This window comes from Methylobacterium sp. E-025, from assembly GCF_022829705.1.
Taxonomy (GTDB): Bacteria; Pseudomonadota; Alphaproteobacteria; order Rhizobiales; family Beijerinckiaceae; genus Methylobacterium.
In genome coordinates, this window is sequence record NZ_JAKSYR010000014.1 from 1 (window position 1) to 16,909 (window position 16,909).

Consider the following 16,909-nt stretch of genomic DNA (forward strand, 5'->3'; position numbering starts at 1 on the left):
CACGGTTCGTGATCGTCGCCGGCCAGCCGATGGAGCTGGGCGACGAGCCGTGCATGCTGTTCACCTTCGCCGACCTCGAGCTGCGCAAGAAGGCCGAGACGGCGCTGCGCCAGAGCGAGGAGCGCTTCGCCAAGGCGTTCCAGCTCACGCCCGTGCCGACCATGCTGTGCCGGGCCGACGGCTTCGCGGTCACCGGCATCAACGAGGCCTTCACCCGGGTGTTCGGCTACGGCCAGGACAAGGTCGTCGGCCGCACGCCGGAGGAGATCGGTCTCTGGACCAAGGATGCGGCCCGTCAGCGCTTCGAATCCGCGGTGATCCGCACCGGCTCCGTCCTCGGGCTGGAGACCTGCCTGCACGCCCAGGAGGCCGGAGACCTCGATTGCCTCGTCTCCGCCGAGCGCGTCACCATCAACGACGAGGCGTTCGTGCTGGCGGTGCTGCAGGACATCACCGAGCGCAAGCGCTCCGAGCGCGACCTGTTCGTCGCGATCGAGGCGGTGATGGCCGACACCTCCTGGTTCAGCCGCGGCCTGATCGAGAAGCTCGCGAGCCTGCGCCACCCGGGCGAGGCGAGCGCCGAGGATCCGACCCTCAGCCTCACGGTGCGCGAGCGCCAGATGCTCGGCCTGGTCTGCGCCGGGCTGAGCGACGATGCCATCGCCAAGCGGCTGAACCTGTCGCGCAACACCGTCCGCAACCACACCGCCGCGCTCTACCGCAAGCTCGGCCTGCACAAGCGCTCGGAGGTGATCGTGTGGGCGCGCGAGCACGGCCTGCCGGCGACCATCCCGACATGAATAAATCAGAATACCAGTAGTTTTATACCATTGCCTGTTCGATGGGTGTCACCATCTCCGAAGGATAAAGGCAAGACCAACAAGAACAGGGGCAGCAACCCGCCGCATCGAACCGCAAGCGATCTGTGCGGATCGCGCCCTCAGCTCGATCGCGCAGCCGCCGGCGACCTGCGCGCCACGGCCGAGATCGAAGCGAACACGAGTTTTTTCGAAGTCCGACGCGACGTCCGGGTCCACGCGCATGCCGTAGCCCGGGCGACACGCCGCACACGTCTCCCACACCTCGAAGCAACAGGACGAGCATCATGGTCGATACGGATCGCGTCACGGGCGCAGCGAAAGAATTTGCGGGCAAGGCACAGGGCGCCGTCGGCGATCTCGTCGGATCGCGGAACGACTCGGTCGAGGGCCGCTTCCGCGAAGCCCAGGGGTCGGCCGAGAACCTCTACGGCCAGGCCAAGGACGCCGTCCGGCACGTCGCCGGCGAAGCCTCGGACTACGCCGAGGACGCCTACGAGAACAGCGGCCACTACCTCCGCCAGGGCCGTCGCGCCGTCAGCCATCAGGTCGAGGAAAGCCCCTTCGTCGCCCTGATGATCGCCGGAGCCGTCGGCTACGGCCTCGCCCTCCTCATCCATTCCCGCCGCTGACAGCCCTCGTCGTCGCGTCAAGTCTTTCGGAGCATACCGTGGCCACATCGTCCAACATTTCCGCCGCCCCCGTCGCGGCGAGCGCAGCCTCCACCGTCCACCTGCACCAGGCGTCCTGGGGCGCGATCTTCGCCGGCGCCGTCCTGGCGCTGGTGGTGCAGGTCATCCTGAACATGGTCGGCGTCGGCGTCGGCCTGTCCAGCGTCGGCTATCCCGCCGGTGACAACCCCGCCGCCTCGACCCTGTCGATGGGCGCCGGCGTCTGGTTCGTCGTGTCCGGCATCGTCGCGGCCCTCGTCGGCGGCTTCCTCGCCGGTCGCCTCTCGGGCAAGCCCGTCGCCGCCACCGCCGGCTATCACGGCCTCGTCTCCTGGGCGGTGAGCACCCTCGTCGTGCTGTACCTGCTCAGCTCCGCCGTCGGCGGCCTCGTCGGCGGCGCGTTCGGCGCGGTGACCAGCACCCTCGGCGGCGCCGGCTCGCTCGTCGGCGGCACCGTGCAGACGGCCGCCCAGGCCGCGGCGCCCTCGCTGTCCAAGATCTCGAACCCGCTCGACGGGATCGAGAACACGGTGCGCCAGCAGGCGGCCGGCCAGGACCCGCAGGCCCTGCGCGATGCCGCCGCCTCGGCGGTCCGCGCCCTGCTCTCGGGCGATCCGGCCCAGAAGGCCCAGGCCGAGAACCGCGCCGCCGACGCGCTGGCCAAGGCCCAGGGCATCCCGACCGACCAGGCCAAGACGCAGATCCAGGACTACGAGAAGCAGTACGACGCCGCCGTCGCCGACGCCAAGCAGAAGGCCAAGGTCGCGGCCGAGGCCGCCCGCAGCGCGGCCACGCAGGGCGCGTTCTACGGCGCCCTCGCGCTGATCCTCGGCGCGCTCGCCGGCTTCCTCGGCGGCCGCTTCGGCGCCGTCAACCCGGCGCTGGCCTACGGCACCACCCGTCGCGCCTGACCCCTCCGGCCCCGGCACGCCGGGGCCGACCTCCCGCCGGTCGGATCGGCCGGTTCCCATGACATCGCACAAGGAGCGTTTTCAATGAGCAGCACCACCGACAAGATCAAGGGCCTGGCCAACGAGGCCGTCGGCAACGTCAAGCAGGGCGTCGGCAACGTCACCGGCAACGACAAGCTCGTCGCCGAGGGCAAGGCGCAGGAGCTGAAGGGCGAAGCCCAGAAGACCGTCGGCGATGCCAAGGACGGCGCCCAGAACCTCGCCGACAAGGTGAAGAGCAAGTTCTGAGCGAAGCCCGCGTCCCGAGGGACGCGCGTCTTGCCGATCCGACGATGCGGGACGGCAGCCGATGCCGTCCCGCACCTTTCCACCCGAACCGACGGATGCCGACCATGAACCGCGACGAATACCGGGGCGCCAAGCGCCACCTCAAGGGCCGCGCCCAATCCACCCTCGGCGGCATCACCGGCGAGGCCGGGCGCCAGGTCCGCGGCGCGGTCGATCAGGTCGCCGGCGGCGCGCAGTACGCCTACGGCCGCGCCCGCGACCGGGCCGAGGACGTGATCGAGGACGGAACCCACCTCGCCCGCGAAGCCCGCCGCCGCGGAGAGAGCCTCATCGACGACGGCAGCCGCTACGCGCGCGACGCACGCCGCCGCAGCGAGACCTATGGCCGCCAGGCCCTCGGCTATGCCGACGAGAACCACGCCACCACCCTCCTCGCGCTCGCCGCGGTGGCCTTCGCCGCCGGTTGGCTGCTCCGCCCGGCGCGCTGACCGCCAGAGACAGGACAGATTCCATGATCCGCAAGCTCCTCACCGCCTTCATCGTGCCGAAGCTGATCGCCTATGTCGGCCGCCGCTTCGGCGGGGGCGCCGGGCGCCGTCCGCGCTGACCCCTTCCGGGCTCCGAAGCTTCGGCATCCGGCCGTATCCCGCGACGGGACTGACGGCCGGGCTCGATTCCCGCTATACGCATGCATATGCCGGTAATTGCGGGCAGCCGGGCCAGCCGGCCGGGGCGCGAGGCGAACGATGGCGAAGGGCACGCGAGCCCGCACCGACGCGACGACCGGCTGCGCGATCGCCCCGCGGAGCCGGTGCAGCAACGCGGCGCTGCGCAGGGCGACCCGAAACATCGGGCAGCTCTACGACGAGGTGCTGGCGCCCGGCGGCCTGCGAACGACCCAGCACAGCCTCCTCGTCACTGTCCGCGCGATGGGAAGCCCGACCATGGGGCAGCTCGCCGAGGCGATGGTGATGGACCTGTCCGGCCTCGGCCACACCCTGAAGCCGCTGGTCCGGGACGGCTATCTCCGCCTCGTCCCGGACGCGGCCGACCGCCGCGTCCGCCGCGTGGCGCTGACCGACCTCGGCGCGGCCAAGCTGGAGCAGACGATCCCGCTCTGGCAGGACGCGCAGGCGCGCTTCGAGGCGGCTTTCGGGCAGGCGCGCACCGAGGCCCTGCGCGACATCCTCGGCGCCCTGGCGACGCCAGGGTTTCGCGAGGCTTTTGCGGGCGGCAAGGCGCGCGACGACGCGAGCTGATCCTGCGCCCGCTGCCTGCGCACCGGTTCAGAACAGGGCGACGAGGGCGACCCCGCCGATCATCAGGACGCCGCCGAGGATCCGCCACGGCGTCGCCGGATGCACCGCGAAGCCGACCCAGCCGAAGTGATCGAGCAGGACCGAGGCGACGACGCCCGCCGTCACCAGCAGGCCGAGGAAGGCGCCGGCGCCGATCTGGCGCGCGACGAGCAGCTGCGTGATGACGATGCCGCCGCCGAACACGCCGCCGAACCATCCCCACCACGGGACCGTGGCCAGGTCTTCGGACGACGGCCAGGCGAGCCGGCCGGAGACGAGCCCGACGACGAGAACGGTGGTCGCCGTGCAGATCCCGACGACGAGCCCGGCGGTGAGCGGCTGCGAGAAGCCCTTGGCCAGGGCCGCGTTCTGGCCCGGCTGGATCGCGTTGGCGATGCCCGCGATCAGGACGACGCCGTAGAGGTACCACATGCGAAAAATCCTGGGCCGAAGGGCAACCGACGGAGGGGCAACGGGGCACGGGCGGCCGAGGCGCGATGACGCCGCACCGCTCTGCCAACCGCCCGGCGAGGTTCCTAGATCCGAGGCACCCCGCCACGCCTGGACATGACCCGCTTGCTCCGAATCGCTCTCCTCGTCTTCGTGATCGTGTTCCTCGCGCCGATCGCGGTGTCGGCAGCCCTGTACTACCTGCGGAACGACATCGCCGACTGGCGCACTGCCGACCGCTCGAGCGCCGGGCTGCTCCGGCCGGCCGCGCAAAACCCCGAGGCCGTGGTGCGGGTGTTCTCGGCCCGCACGGTGAGCTGGCGCGGCATCATCGCGAGCCACAGCTGGATCGTGGTGAAGGGGGCCGGCGACCGCGCCTACAAGCGGTTTGACTACACCGCCTGGGGCATGCCGATCTGGGTCGACCGGTTCGTGCCGGACGGGCGCTGGTTCGGCAGCACGCCGGAGCTGGTCTTCGCCGCCGACGGCGCCGAGGCGGAACGGATGCTGCCGCGCATCCGCGAGACCATCGCCAACTACCGCTACGCGAAGCTCGGCGACTACCACCTCTGGCCCGGGCCGAACTCGAACACCTTCGTGGCGGCGGTGATGAGCTCCGTCCCGGAGATGCGCGCGAGCCTGCCGGCGACGGCGATCGGCAAGGATTTTCCCTATGACGGCCGCTGGGCCGGCCCGACGCCCTCGGGCACCGGCTTCCGGATCAATCTCGGCGGCTATCTCGGGCTGACGGTCGGCTGGGTCGAGGGCCTCGAGGTCAACATCCTCGGCGCGGTCGCCGGCCTCGACATCCGCCGTCCCGGCCTCAAGCTGCCGGGCCTCGGCCGCCTCGGCGTCTGAGGCCTCGCGCGGTTCGACGCGGCGCGCGGAACCAGGTTTCGACCGGGCGCCCGCGCGAAAAGCGAGTCACGACCGGATGGCAGGTCCGAAGGGGAGCAGTAGGAGACTGCGAACTCTCGGGAAATTTGGTCGGAGTGGCAGGATTTGAACCTGCGACCCCCACGTCCCGAACGTGGTGCGCTACCAGACTGCGCTACACTCCGAAAGCCGGCGGCTTCGCCAGCGAGCGGGGGTATAGCCGGCACCCGGGCGGGCCGCAAGCGGCATCTCGCGGAGCAGTGCGTTTCGCGGGCGATCAGCGCGGGGGGCGGTCCGGCCAATCCGGCGGCAGGGCGCAGCGGGCGATGGCCGCGCCCGGCGCCCGGATCGCCGCGGCGCCGACCGTGCCGGGTCCGGGCTCGAGGTGGTGGAGGCTCCAGGCCTGCGGGTCGTCGCCGGCGATCGCGACGAGGCGCGGCGGCGCCGGCGGCAGGGTCAGGGCGAAGCGGTCCAGCGGCAGCGACAGGCCGGCGCCCAGCGCCTTCACCACCGCCTCCTTGCGCGTCCACAGGCCGGTGAAGGCGAGACCGAGCGCCTCCGGCGGCAGGGCCGCCAGCGCCTCGGCTTCCCAGGGCGCGAAGTGCGCGCGGGCGATGCGCAGGACGTCCGGGATCGGGCGGACCGCCTCGACATCGACGCCGATCGCGGCCGTGGGCGAGACCCCGACGAGGGCGCGGGTGCCCGAATGCGACAGGTTGAAGCGCAGGCTCCCGGCCAGCGCGCCGGCCAGCTCCGGCTTGCCGGCCGGCCCCGCCGTGAAGGCGAGCGCGTCGCCCCCCAAGCCGAGGGCCGGGGCGAGGATCAGGCGCAGCGCCGCGTGGCTCGCGCGAAAACGGTCGCGGTCCTCCGCACGCAGGAAGCGATCCGCCCGGGCGGCCTCGTCAGGCGAAAGCCACGCGTCGCAGCGCGCGAGCTGGCCCGCCGACAGGGCGAGATCGATGCTCCACACCCGGATCACCGTGCTGGGTCCGGGTTCGGTGACGACCCAGGCACCGTTCACAAGACATACGCCGAAGCCGGCGACGCGTACTTCCCTCCCCCCTCTGCGGGGGAGGGTGACCCGCGAAGCGGGTCGGGAGAGGGGAGCGCCGTATCCGGCACTGTCGCTCCCCTCTCCCGACCCTCGCTGACGCGAGGCCAACCCTCCCCCGCAGAGGGGGGAGGGAGAAACGCGCGTGCGTTGCCGCGCGCTATCGTATGGTCGAGGCCGGACGAGCGGGGCGGATCTGCGTGCAATGAGGAGCCTTCGGGAATGAGCGGCGCGGAGGATCCACCGGCGCGGGCGGCCCCGCAAGCCGGAAGCGCCGTCGCGATCGCAAGCTTCGGCATGCGGCTGCCGACCCTGCAAGATCGCGGCGCCCGCTACGGCGTGTTCTTCGCCACCTATCTCTACCAGGGGCTGGTCGCCGGGTTCTCGCTGACCGCGCTCGCCAACCATCTCGCGGCGCAGGGCGTGTCGAGCGCCGAGGTGGGCGTCCACTTCGCCATCGCCGGCCTGCCCTGGACGGTGCAGCCGATCCTGTGGGGGCCGCTGGTCGACCGGGCGAGCGGGTTCGCGATGGGGCGGCGCCGGGCCTGGAGCGTGCTCGCGATCCTCGGCTGCCACGCGGCGCTCGCCGGGCTGCTGCTGGTGCCGGACGCCCGCGCGCTCGGCGCTCTGGGGGGCGTCTTCCTCGTGCACAGCACCTTCGCCGCCCTGCTCGACACCGCCTGCGACCGGATGGTGATGGACCATGTCCCGCCGGGCGAGCTCGGGCGGATGAGCGCCTGCACGCGGGCCGGCTTCGTCGCCGGCACCAGCCTCGGCGCCGGCCTGTTCGGCTGGCTGCTCGCCGCCTACGGGTTCGGGTTCAGCACCGCCTGCCTGCTCGCGGCCGCCATCCTCGCCGGCCTGCCGATCCTGCTGGTGCGCGAGGCGCCGGGCGACGCCCTGCTCTCGCCGGCGCGGCGGCCGAGCGCGGGGGGCGGGCGGAAGGTCCCGTTCGCGCGGTTCCTGCGCCGGCTGGCCCTGGGCCTGCGCCGGCCGAACGCCCTCCGGCTCGTCGCCCTGTGCTTCTCGGTCGACGGGGCGCTCGCCCTGTTCGAGCTGCCGTTCTCGGTCGATCTCGTCCAGGCGCAGGGCTGGGATGCCGCCGAGCTGTCGCGGCTCCAGGCCGGCCTCGCCTTCGCCGGCGGAACCCTGGGAGCGCTCGGCATCGGCCTGTGGTGCGACCGCGCCGGGCCGTTGCCGGCCCTGCGGACCCTGTTCGCGGCGAGTGCCGCCGCGTTCCTCGCCACCGCGTGCCTGATCGCGGGCGGCTTCGCCGGATCGGCCGGCCCGCTGATCCTCGGCTTCACCAACGTCCTGCCCGGCCTGCTGATCGTCGCCCTGGTGCCGGCGCTGATGCAGGCGAGCCGAGGCCGGGCCGGCGCGGCGACGCAGTTCGAGGTGTTCATGGCGGTGATGAACCTCGGCTCCGTCGCGGGCGGGGCGGCCTCGGGCGTGCTGGCGCCGGTGCTGCCGCTGTCGGGGGTCACCCTCCTTGCCGGGCTGGTCCTCGTCGGCGCGGCGGCGCTGGTCCGGCGCCCGGACCTGATCCTGCCGCGGCAGCGGCCCGGCGATGCGCGATCGCTGTGAATCGCGACGCTTCGGCCCGGTCTCCAAGTGATCCCGGTCGGGGGGAAATCGGTTAGAAGCCCGATCGCCCCCTGCGGAAGTCTCGAGCCCGATGCCGAAGCCCCAGCCTGCCGCCCCGAAATCGGCCCGCGTTGAATCCGTCGCGCCGGAGGCCGACACGCTCACCGCCGAGGCGGCGCGGGCGCGCCACGCCGCGCTCTCCGCCGAGATCGCCGAGGCCGACCGGCTCTACCACCAGGAGGACGCGCCCGAGATCTCGGACGCCGCCTACGACGCCCTGCGCCGGGAACTGGAGACGCTGGAAGCGCAGGTCCCCGACCTTGCCGGCACCGGCATCGCCAGCGCGTCGGTGGGCGCGAAGCCCTCCGAGAAGTTCGCCAAGGTGCGCCATGCGGTGCCGATGCTTTCCCTCGGCAACGCCTTCGCCGACGCGGAGGTCGAGGAGTTCGTCGCCCGCGTGCGCCGCTTCCTCAACCGCCCGGAGGAACCGCTCGCCTTCACGGCCGAGCCGAAGATCGACGGTCTTTCGCTGTCGCTGCGCTACGAGGACGGGCGCCTCGTCACCGCCGCCACCCGCGGCGACGGGGAGACCGGCGAGAACGTCACGGCCAACGCCCGCACGGTCGAGGACATCCCCCAGGCGCTCGCCGGCAGCGGCTGGCCGGCGGTCTGCGAGGTGCGCGGCGAGGTCTACCTCTCGCACGCCGATTTCGCCGCGATCAACGCCCGCCAGGAGGCGGCGGGCAAGCCGCTCTTCGCCAACCCGCGCAACGCCGCCGCCGGCTCGCTGCGCCAGCTCGATCCGTCGATCACCGGCGCGCGGCCGCTGAAGTTCTTCGCCTACGCCTGGGGCGAGGTGGTGCCGCCGTTCGAGGGAACGCAATCGGGGGTGATGGACCGGTTCCGCGCGTGGGGCCTGCCGGTGAACCCGCTGACCGTCACCTGCACGGACGCGGCCGGCATGATCGCGCATTACCGGCGGATCGAGGCCGACCGGCCGACGCTGGGCTACGACATCGACGGCGTCGTCTACAAGGTCGACGACCTCGCCCTGCAGAAGCGGCTCGGCTTCGTGTCGCGGAGCCCGCGCTGGGCCCTGGCCCACAAGTTCGCGGCGCAGGAAGCGTTCACGGTGGTCGAGGGCATCGACATCAACGTCGGCCGCACCGGCTCGCTCAACCCGCTCGCGCGCCTGCGCCCGGTGACGGTCGGCGGCGTCGTGGTCTCGAACGCGACGCTGCACAACGAGGGCTACGTCAAGGGCGTCGGCGGCGACGGCGAGCCGATCCGCGACGGCCGCGACATCCGCGTCGGCGACACCGTGGTGGTGCTGCGGGCCGGCGACGTGATCCCGAAAGTGATGGACGTGGTGCTGGAGAAGCGCCCAGCCGACGCGAAGCCCTTCGACTTTCCCGAGACCTGCCCGGCCTGCGGCAGCAAGGCGGTCCGCGAGATCAACCCGCGCACCGGAAAGCCCGACGCGGTGCGGCGCTGCACCGGCGGGCTGATCTGCCCGGCCCAAGGGGTCGAGCGGCTGAAGCACTTCGTCTCGCGCAACGGCTTCGACCTCGAAGGCTTCGGGCAGACCTACATCGAGGTGCTGTTCGAGGCCGGGCTCGTGAAACAACCCGCCGACCTGTTCACCCTCGAATTCGAGCCGCTGAAGGCGGCGATCGTCGCGCGGCGCGAGGCCCTGTCGGCGGAGCGCCGGGCGGAGGGGGCGCCGGCGCCGAAGAAGCCGACCAAGAAGAAGGGCGAGGAGGAGGACAAGGCGATCCACAACCTGCTCGCGGCGGTCGCCGAGCGCCGCAGCTTGCCGATGAACCGCTTCCTGTTCGCCCTCGGCATCCCGGACATCGGCGAATCGACCGCCAAGGCCCTGGCCAAGCGGTTCTCGGACTTTTCGGAGCTGAAGACGGCGCTGCGGGCGGCGGCCGACGCGCAGGCCGGGCCGGACTGGATCGAGCTCTCAGCGGTGCCGCGGATCGGGCCGACCACCCGCGACCGGCTGCTCGAGGCCGGCCTGCCGGGCGAAGCGGCACATTCGGCTGACGCGGAACCTCCGGCGGAAGCGGGCGATGCCGAGGAGGGCGAAGCCCCGCCGGCGGACGCCGGCAGGATCCGGTTCAGCACCAGCCAGCGCGCCAGCCTGATCGCCCATTACGGCAGCCTGGACGCCGCCCGGGCGGCGATCGCGCGCGCGGCCGAGCAGCGACCCGGGGACGCCTACCGGGTCTTCGCCGACGACGGCGAGATCGGCCCGGTGGCGACCGACTCGCTGATCGCGTTCTTCTCCGAGCCGCACAACGACGCCGCCGTCTCGGCGCTGCTCGCCGAGGTGACGGTGGCGCCGATGGAGGCGGCCGCGCGCACGGCGGCGTTCTCGGGCAAGACCGTGGTCTTCACCGGAACGCTGGAGAAGATGACCCGCAACGAGGCCAAGGCCACCGCGGAACGTCTCGGGGCGAAGGTCTCGGGCTCGGTCTCGGCGAAGACCGACCTCGTCGTCGCCGGCCCCGGCGCCGGCTCGAAGCTGAAGGATGCCGAGAAGCACGGGGTGCGCGTCGTCTCGGAAGACGAATGGCTCGCGATGGTCGCAGGCGCTTGAAGCGCGAGTCCGCGGGTCATAGACCTGGGTCATGACACCCCCGCGGCCGTCCCGTTCAGGCACATGACCGTCGTCGCCCTCGATTTCGAGACCGCCAACGAGCGGCGCGACAGCGCCTGCGCGATCGGGCTCGCCTGGATCGAGGGGGGCCGCGTGGTCCGGCGCGCGTCCCGGCTGATCCGGCCGCCGGAGCTGCGGTTCTCGCCCGGCAACATCCGCGTCCACGGGATCGTCCCGGCCGACGTGCGCGACAAGCCGAATTTCGGCGAGGCGGTCGCCGAGTTCCTGCCCGACCTCGCCGGCGGGCTGATCCTCGCCCACAACGCGAGCTTCGACATCGGCGTGCTGCGGGCCTCGCTCCAGGCCTGCGGGCTGCCGGCGCCCCCCTTGCGCTACCTCTGCACGGTGCAGGTCGCCCGCCGCGTGTTCCCGGACCCGGAGGGCTGCGGCCTCGGCAAGGTCGCCCGCCGCCTCGGCATCCGGTTCGAGCACCACGACGCCGGCGAGGACGCCTATGCCTGCGCCGAGATCGCGCTCGCGGCCGTCCGGCAGACGGAGGCCGCGGACGTGCCCGACCTGTCGCGGGTGCTGTCGCTGCCGGCGACGCGGATCGACGGGACCGCCGCGATCCCGCGGGCGGGCGCCGGCGCGATCAGCGGCCGCATCCTGCGGGCGCTCAAGCCGGCCGAGCCGGACGCGCTGCGCTTCGCCATGCGCGGCAGCACCGGCAACCGCTACGAGGTCTCGCTGGAGGACCGCAGGAGCGGCTTGATGCTGCGCTGCACCTGCATGGCCGGCCGCCACGGAGTGCGCTGCCGCCACGTGAAGGCGCTCGTCGTCGGCGACATCACCGACCTGCTGTCGAACAACCACGCCGACGTCGAGGTGCTGCGGCGCCGGCTGGCCGCGGTGGGGTGAGACGGGACGCCGTCTTGAATCCAAACGCCCACGATGCCGTGAGCTCCCTCCCCCTGAAGTGGGGGAAGGAAAGGGCGATCACGCCGCCTGCTTCGCCGCCTCGCCGTAGAACGTGCCGCCGCTCTCGGCCATGGCGCGCAGGTTGTCGGGCACCGCGAAGCGCGGGCCGTGCTTGGCCTCAAGCCCCTCGGCCAGGGCGACGAAGTCCTTCGCGCCCATGAAGTCGATGTAGGACAGGGCGCCGCCGGTGAACGGGGCGAAGCCGAAGCCGAGGATCGAGCCGACGTCGGCCTCGCGCGGATCGGTGATGACGCCCTCGCCCACCGTGCGCGCGGCCTCCAGCGCCTGGACCACGAGGAGCCGGTGCTTCAGCTCGGCGATGTCGAGGGTGTCCGGGTCGAGGTGGGTCGGCTGCAGGTCCTTCAGCCCGGGCCACAGACGCTTCGGCGCGCCCTCCGGGTAGTCGTAGAAGCCCTTCCGGTTCTTGCGCCCGAGCCGCCCCTGGTTCTCGACGAGCTCGACGAGCAGCGCCTTCTGCGCCGGGTCGACCGCGTCCGGGCCGAGCTGCGCCTCCGTCGCCTTGGCAATCTTCAGGCCGAGGTCGAGGGCGACCTCGTCGTTGAGCGAGAGCGGGCCGACCGGCATGCCGGCCATCTTGCCGGCGTTCTCGATCATCGCGGGCGGCACGCCCTCGTTGAGCATCTTGTGCCCTTCCAGGATGTAGGCGCCGACGCAGCGGTTGGCGAAGAAGCCACGGGCGTCGTTCACGACGATCGGCGTCTTCTTCACCGTGCGGACGTAGTCCAGCGCGGTGGCGAGCGCCCGGTCGCCGGTGGCCTCGCCCTTGATGATCTCGACGAGCATCATCTTCTCGACCGGCGAGAAGAAGTGGATGCCGACGAAGGCTTCCGGGCGCGAGGACGCCTTGGCGAGGCCGGAGATCGGCAGCGTCGAGGTGTTGGAGGCGAAGATCGTGTCGGGGCCGATCACCGCCTCGACCTTGGCGATCACCTCGGCCTTCACCTTCGGGTCCTCGAACACCGCCTCGATGACGAGGTCGCAATCGGCGAGATCCGCGTAGTCGGCCGACGCCTGGATGCGGGCGAGCAGCGCGTCGCGGTCGGCGGTCTTGGCGCGACCCTTGTTGATCTGCCCGGTGATCAGCGCGTGGGCGTAGGCCTTGCCCTTCTCGGCCGCCTCGGTCGACTGGTCGACGAGCACCACCTCGAGGCCGGCATTGGCGGTGACGTAGGCGACGCCGGCGCCCATGAAGCCGGCGCCGACCACGCCGACCTTGCGCAGGCTGGTGGCGGGCACGTCCTTCGGGCGGCGCGCGCCCTTGTTCAGCTCGCCCATCGAGATGAACAGCGTGCGGATCATCGCCGCCGCCTCCTTGGTGCGCAGGATCATCGCGAAGTAGCGGCTTTCGACCTTGAGGCCGAGGTCCATCGGCAGCTGCAGGCCCTCGTAGACCGAGGCCAGGATCGCCTTCGCCGCCGGGTAGTTGTCGTGCGTCTCGCGCCGGTAGATCGCGTTGGCCGGGGGCCAGATCATCATGCCGGCCGGCGAATAGACCTTGCCCGACGGGGCCTTGAACTTCGGCACGTCCCAGGGCGCCACCGCCGAGCCGCCGGCGAGGATCCAGGCCTTAGCCTTGGCCACGATCTCGTCCTTGTCCGCGACCTCGTGGACGAGGCCCATGCTCCTGGCCATCGCCGGGCGGATCTGCTCGCCCTTGAACAGCATCTGCAGGGCGTCGCCGGTCTGCATCAGCCGCGCGACGCGCTGGGTGCCGCCGCCGCCGGGAAACAGCCCGACCTTGATCTCGGGCAGGCCGACCCGGGTCTTCGGGTCGTCCGAGACCACGCGGTGATGGCAGGACAGCGCCAGCTCGAACGCGCCGCCGAGGCAGAGCCCGCTCACCGCCGCCGCGAAGGGCTTGCCGGAGGTCTCGAGCTTGCGGAACACCAGCGAGAGCCGGCGCGACGCCTCGAAGAAGTGGCGCATGGCGGGCTCCTCGCCCTGCTCGCGCTTGAGCTTCTCGTATTCGAGCCCGAGGCCCTGCAGCATCGTGAGGTCGGCGCCGCCCGAGAAGTTGTCCTTGCCCGAGGTGATGACGCAGCCCTTCACGGCCGGATCGGCGACGACCGCGTCGACGATCGCCTCGATCTCGTCGATCACGGCTTGCGTGATGACGTTCATCGAGCGGCCGGGGCAATCCCAGACGGCCAGGGCGACGCCGTCGGCATCGGTCTCGAAGCGAAAGTTCTGGAGATTCATCGCTGATCCTCGGATGACCGAACGCATGTAGTCCGGCGCGTTAACAGTGTGGAGATACTTGCTCTTCAGAAGGCTTGAGGGGGTCGAGCAACGGAAACTAGCCCATGATCGTCGATGCCGAGCGTGCCGATGCCAGACCAGCCGACGCCGCGCCGGCCGACGGGAAGGCGACCGCCGGGAAGTGCCGGGCCTGCCGCAACGGCGAGGAACTCGGCTTCGCCTTCACCATGGCGTTCCAGCCGATCCTGGACACGGTCGACGGCCGCGTCTGGGGCTACGAGGCCCTTGTCCGCGGGCCGGAAGGACAGTCGGCGGCCTCGATCCTCGACCGCGTGACCGACGAGACGCGCTACCGCTTCGACCAGGCCGCCCGGGTCAAGGCGATCGAGCTCGCCGGGCGCCTGTTCCCGAAGGACGACCGGACGCGCCTGTCGATCAACTTCATGCCCAACGCCGTGTACGAGCCGGCGGCCTGCATCCGCGCCTCGCTCGAGGCCGCGCGCCGGGTCGGCTTCGAGCACCGCCGGATCATGTTCGAGTTCACCGAGAACGAGCGCTTCCGCGACATCGCCCACGTGAAGCGCATCATCGCCGAGTACCGGCGCCAGGGCTTCCTCACCGCGCTGGACGATTTCGGCGCCGGCTATGCCGGGCTGAGCCTGCTGGCGAACTTCCGCACCGACCTGATCAAGATCGACATGGACCTGCTGCGCGGCATCGACGCCGATGCCGGGCGCGGCGCGATCGTGGCGGGCCTCGTCGCCATCGCGCGCGGCCTCGACGTCTCGGTGCTGGCCGAGGGCGTCGAGACGCAAGCCGAGTTCGACGCCCTGCGCGACCTCGGGATCACGCTGTTCCAGGGCTATCACTTCGCCAAGCCCCGGTTCGAAGGCCTGCCGGAGGTGGCGGGCTTTCCCGGGTCGGAGCGATCCGCGCAGGCCGCCTGAGCTGGGCTGGGGGGCCATGCCCGGATCGCTCCGCCGCCGACGTCAGCGCGCCGGGGCCGGCGCGGGCGCCGGGGCGGGTGCCGGAGTCGGCGCAGGCATCGGAGCCCCGGCCTTCGGCGTGTTGTCGCCGGCCGCCGCGATCGCCAGCATGTTGAGCAGCTTCGTCACCGAAGCCTGCGAGATCGCCGTCACCGACGAGGACGGGTCGGCGTTGATGGCCTGGAACTTGAGGTAGGTCTTGTCCTCGTAGATCTCGTTGAGGTGCTTGAGCTCGGCCAGCGTGAACTTGGTCGCGTATTCCTTCGACAGGCCCTCGACCATGATGCCGCTCTGCTTGTCGAACTCGGCCATCAGTTCCTTGCGGACGGAGTCCGACTTGTCGTCCGGCATCGCGGCGACGGTCTTCTCGAGCGCGGCGTCGAAGCCGGTCTTCAGGTTCTTGATCAGCGTCTTGCTGACGAGCGTCTTGGCCTCGGCGACCTTGTCGGCCGCCTCGTCCGCGCGGGCGGCGATGGGCAGGGCGAGCGCGGTCGTCAGGCACAGGGTGGCGAGAAGGCGGGTCATCGTTTCTCCCAAAGGTTCGTGTCGTCCCCGCCGTTTCCCGGCACGGGTCGGGGCCGGCTCTAGCAGCGTTCGCGCCGAATAGGGAACGCGCCGGCCGGTTCGAGACCGCGTCAGACCCGCTCGATGATCGTCGCCGTGCCCATGCCGGCGCCGATGCATAGGGTCACCAGGGCGCGCTCCTTGCCCGTGCGCTCCAGCTCGTCGAGCACGGTGCCTAGGATCATCGCGCCGGTGGCGCCGAGCGGATGGCCCATGGCGATGGCGCCGCCGTTGACGTTGACCTTGGCCGGATCGAGGTCGAACGCCTGCTGGAAGCGCAGGACCACGGCGGCGAAGGCCTCGTTGACCTCGAACAGGTCGATGTCGGAGAGCTGCATCCCGGCCCGCGCCAGCACCTTCCTCGTCACGTCGACCGGGCCGGTCAGCATCAGCGCCGGATCGGAGCCGATGTTGGCGAAGGCGCGGATTCGTGCACGCGGCTTCAGGCCCGCGGCGACGCCCGCCTCTCGCGAGCCGATCAGCACCGCGGCGGCGCCGTCGACGATGCCCGACGAGTTGCCGGCATGGTGGACGTGGTCGACCGCCTCGACGTCCGGATGCGCGTCGACCGCCACCGCGTCGAAGCCGCCCATCTGGCCCATCTGCACGAACGAGGCCTTCAGCTGCCCGAGCGACTGCATGTCGGTCGCGGGCCGCATGTGCTCGTCGCGGTCGAGCAGGGTGATGCCGTTCACGTCGCGCACCGGCACGACCGAATCCTTGAACAGGCCTTCGGCCCAGGACCTGCCCGAACGGGTCTGGGACTGCACGGCGTAGGCGTCGCAATCGTCGCGCGAGAACCCGTACTTGGTGGCGATCAGGTCGGCGGAGACGCCCTGGGGCATGAAGTAGGACTTGATCGCGATCGCCGGGTCGACCGGCCAGGCGCCGCCCGAGGCGCCGAGGCCGACGCGGCTCATCGACTCGACGCCCCCGCCCACCGTCATGTCGTGCTGGCCGGCCATGACCTGGGCGGCGGCGAAGTTGATCGCGTCGAGGCCCGAGGCGCAGAAGCGGTTGATCTGCACGCCCGGCACGTGGTTGCCGTAGTCGGCGACCAGCGCCGCGGCGCGGGCGATGTCGCCGCCGGCCTCGCCGACCGGGTCGACGCAGCCGAGCACCACGTCGTCGACCTTTCGGGTGTCGAGGCCGTTGCGGTCCTTGAGCGCGCGCAACGCCGTCTCGGCCAGGCGGAGCGCCGTGACCTCGTGCAGCGACCCGTCCGGCTTGCCGCGGCCGCGGGGGGTGCGGACGTGGTCGTAGATGAAGGCCTCGGTCATGGCGTTTCCCTCGGGTCTTTGTCCACTTGGCAACAGCGAGGGCTTGCGCGGTCCGACGCTCCCTCGTGTCCCTCCCCCCTCTGCGGGGGAGGGTGGGCCTCGCGTCAGCGAGGGTCGGGAGAGGGGAGCGCCGTATCCGGAACCGTCGCTCCCCTCTCCCGACCCGCTTCGCGGGCCACCCTCCCCCGCAGAGGGGGGAGGGAAGGGCGTGATTAGAACGCCTCGGCCGGCAAGGCCATGGTCGTGTCCGCGCCGGCCTTGACCCGCCCGAAGCGCATCGCGGTCTCGGGCAGCACCCGCTCCATGTAGAACCGGCCGATGGC

At 71.6% G+C, this 16,909-nt stretch carries 17 protein-coding genes and 1 tRNA gene; 11 read left to right on the forward strand and 7 right to left on the reverse strand.

The genetic code is table 11. The features are described 5' to 3' along the window. From MKK64_RS00435 to MKK64_RS00460, 6 genes are all read left to right on the forward strand, one after another. Positions 1-800 (forward strand): response regulator transcription factor (locus MKK64_RS00435; RefSeq protein WP_243931723.1); only part of this gene is annotated, 800 nt, incomplete at its 5' end. A 305-nt stretch (positions 801-1,105) separates the two neighbouring features. Next, positions 1,106-1,450: a CsbD family protein gene (locus tag MKK64_RS00440; protein WP_243931725.1), complete on the forward strand. Its 345-nt coding sequence runs from the start codon at positions 1,106-1,108 to the stop codon at positions 1,448-1,450. A 38-nt stretch (positions 1,451-1,488) separates the two neighbouring features. Next, on the forward strand, positions 1,489-2,400 hold the full coding sequence (locus MKK64_RS00445; RefSeq protein WP_147859722.1) for a PhnA-like protein: 912 nt from the start codon (positions 1,489-1,491) through the stop codon (positions 2,398-2,400). A gap of 84 nt (positions 2,401-2,484) precedes the next feature. Beyond that, the gene (locus MKK64_RS00450) at positions 2,485-2,688 is read left to right on the forward strand and encodes a CsbD family protein (RefSeq protein ID WP_147727116.1); all 204 of its coding nucleotides are present in this window, start codon (positions 2,485-2,487) and stop codon (positions 2,686-2,688) included. A gap of 104 nt (positions 2,689-2,792) precedes the next feature. Next, positions 2,793-3,176: a CsbD family protein gene (locus MKK64_RS00455; protein ID WP_243931727.1), complete on the forward strand. Its 384-nt coding sequence runs from the start codon at positions 2,793-2,795 to the stop codon at positions 3,174-3,176. A gap of 258 nt (positions 3,177-3,434) precedes the next feature. Beyond that, positions 3,435-3,947 (forward strand): MarR family winged helix-turn-helix transcriptional regulator, encoded by a 513-nt coding sequence (locus MKK64_RS00460; RefSeq protein ID WP_243931729.1) that lies wholly within the window; start codon positions 3,435-3,437, stop codon positions 3,945-3,947. A 27-nt stretch (positions 3,948-3,974) separates the two neighbouring features. Here MKK64_RS00460 and MKK64_RS00465 read toward each other — a convergent pair whose 3' ends face one another. Beyond that, entirely contained in the window at positions 3,975-4,418 is a 444-nt protein-coding gene (locus MKK64_RS00465; protein WP_147843173.1) for a DMT family transporter, read from the reverse strand. Positions 4,419-4,553: 135 nt separating this feature from the next. Here MKK64_RS00465 and MKK64_RS00470 point away from each other — a divergent pair, with 135 nt between their 5' ends. After that, on the forward strand, positions 4,554-5,294 hold the full coding sequence (locus MKK64_RS00470; RefSeq protein WP_243931731.1) for a DUF3750 domain-containing protein: 741 nt from the start codon (positions 4,554-4,556) through the stop codon (positions 5,292-5,294). Positions 5,295-5,420: 126 nt separating this feature from the next. On the opposite strand, the gene MKK64_RS00475 is transcribed toward MKK64_RS00470, so the two are convergent. Both MKK64_RS00475 and MKK64_RS00480 read right to left on the reverse strand, forming a co-directional pair. Further along, positions 5,421-5,497, reverse strand: a tRNA-Pro gene (locus MKK64_RS00475). A gap of 92 nt (positions 5,498-5,589) precedes the next feature. Continuing rightward, positions 5,590-6,282 carry a 4'-phosphopantetheinyl transferase family protein gene (locus tag MKK64_RS00480; RefSeq protein ID WP_243931732.1) on the reverse strand — a complete coding sequence of 231 codons (693 nt, stop codon included), beginning with the start codon at positions 6,280-6,282 and terminating at the stop codon, positions 5,590-5,592. Positions 6,283-6,585: 303 nt separating this feature from the next. On the opposite strand from MKK64_RS00480, the gene MKK64_RS00485 reads away from it, so the two are divergent. The 3 genes from MKK64_RS00485 to MKK64_RS00495 all read left to right on the forward strand — a co-directional run bounded on the left by MKK64_RS00485 (position 6,586) and on the right by MKK64_RS00495 (position 11,476). Further along, positions 6,586-7,950, forward strand: a complete 1,365-nt coding sequence (locus MKK64_RS00485; protein ID WP_243931734.1) for an MFS transporter — start codon at positions 6,586-6,588, stop codon at positions 7,948-7,950. 91 nt (positions 7,951-8,041) lie between these two features. Next, complete coding sequence (gene ligA, locus MKK64_RS00490; RefSeq protein ID WP_243931736.1) at positions 8,042-10,558, forward strand: NAD-dependent DNA ligase LigA; 2,517 nt, start codon at positions 8,042-8,044, stop codon at positions 10,556-10,558. Positions 10,559-10,621: 63 nt separating this feature from the next. Continuing rightward, positions 10,622-11,476 carry a 3'-5' exonuclease gene (locus MKK64_RS00495; protein WP_243931738.1) on the forward strand — a complete coding sequence of 285 codons (855 nt, stop codon included), beginning with the start codon at positions 10,622-10,624 and terminating at the stop codon, positions 11,474-11,476. A 78-nt stretch (positions 11,477-11,554) separates the two neighbouring features. On the opposite strand, the gene MKK64_RS00500 is transcribed toward MKK64_RS00495, so the two are convergent. Then, entirely contained in the window at positions 11,555-13,756 is a 2,202-nt protein-coding gene (locus tag MKK64_RS00500) for a 3-hydroxyacyl-CoA dehydrogenase NAD-binding domain-containing protein (RefSeq protein WP_243931740.1), read from the reverse strand. 227 nt (positions 13,757-13,983) lie between these two features. Between MKK64_RS00500 and MKK64_RS00505 the strand changes: the two genes are divergently transcribed. Then, entirely contained in the window at positions 13,984-14,703 is a 720-nt protein-coding gene (locus tag MKK64_RS00505) for an EAL domain-containing protein (RefSeq protein WP_243931746.1), read from the forward strand. 42 nt (positions 14,704-14,745) lie between these two features. Here MKK64_RS00505 and MKK64_RS00510 read toward each other — a convergent pair whose 3' ends face one another. From MKK64_RS00510 to MKK64_RS00520, 3 genes are all read right to left on the reverse strand, one after another. Continuing rightward, positions 14,746-15,267 carry a hypothetical protein gene (locus MKK64_RS00510; RefSeq protein WP_243931742.1) on the reverse strand — a complete coding sequence of 174 codons (522 nt, stop codon included), beginning with the start codon at positions 15,265-15,267 and terminating at the stop codon, positions 14,746-14,748. A 110-nt stretch (positions 15,268-15,377) separates the two neighbouring features. Then, positions 15,378-16,586 (reverse strand): acetyl-CoA C-acetyltransferase, encoded by a 1,209-nt coding sequence (locus tag MKK64_RS00515; protein WP_243931744.1) that lies wholly within the window; start codon positions 16,584-16,586, stop codon positions 15,378-15,380. Between the two features lie 212 nt (positions 16,587-16,798). Beyond that, the coding region (locus MKK64_RS00520) for an acyl-CoA dehydrogenase C-terminal domain-containing protein (RefSeq protein ID WP_243931748.1) at positions 16,799-16,909 on the reverse strand (111 nt) is incomplete at its 5' end.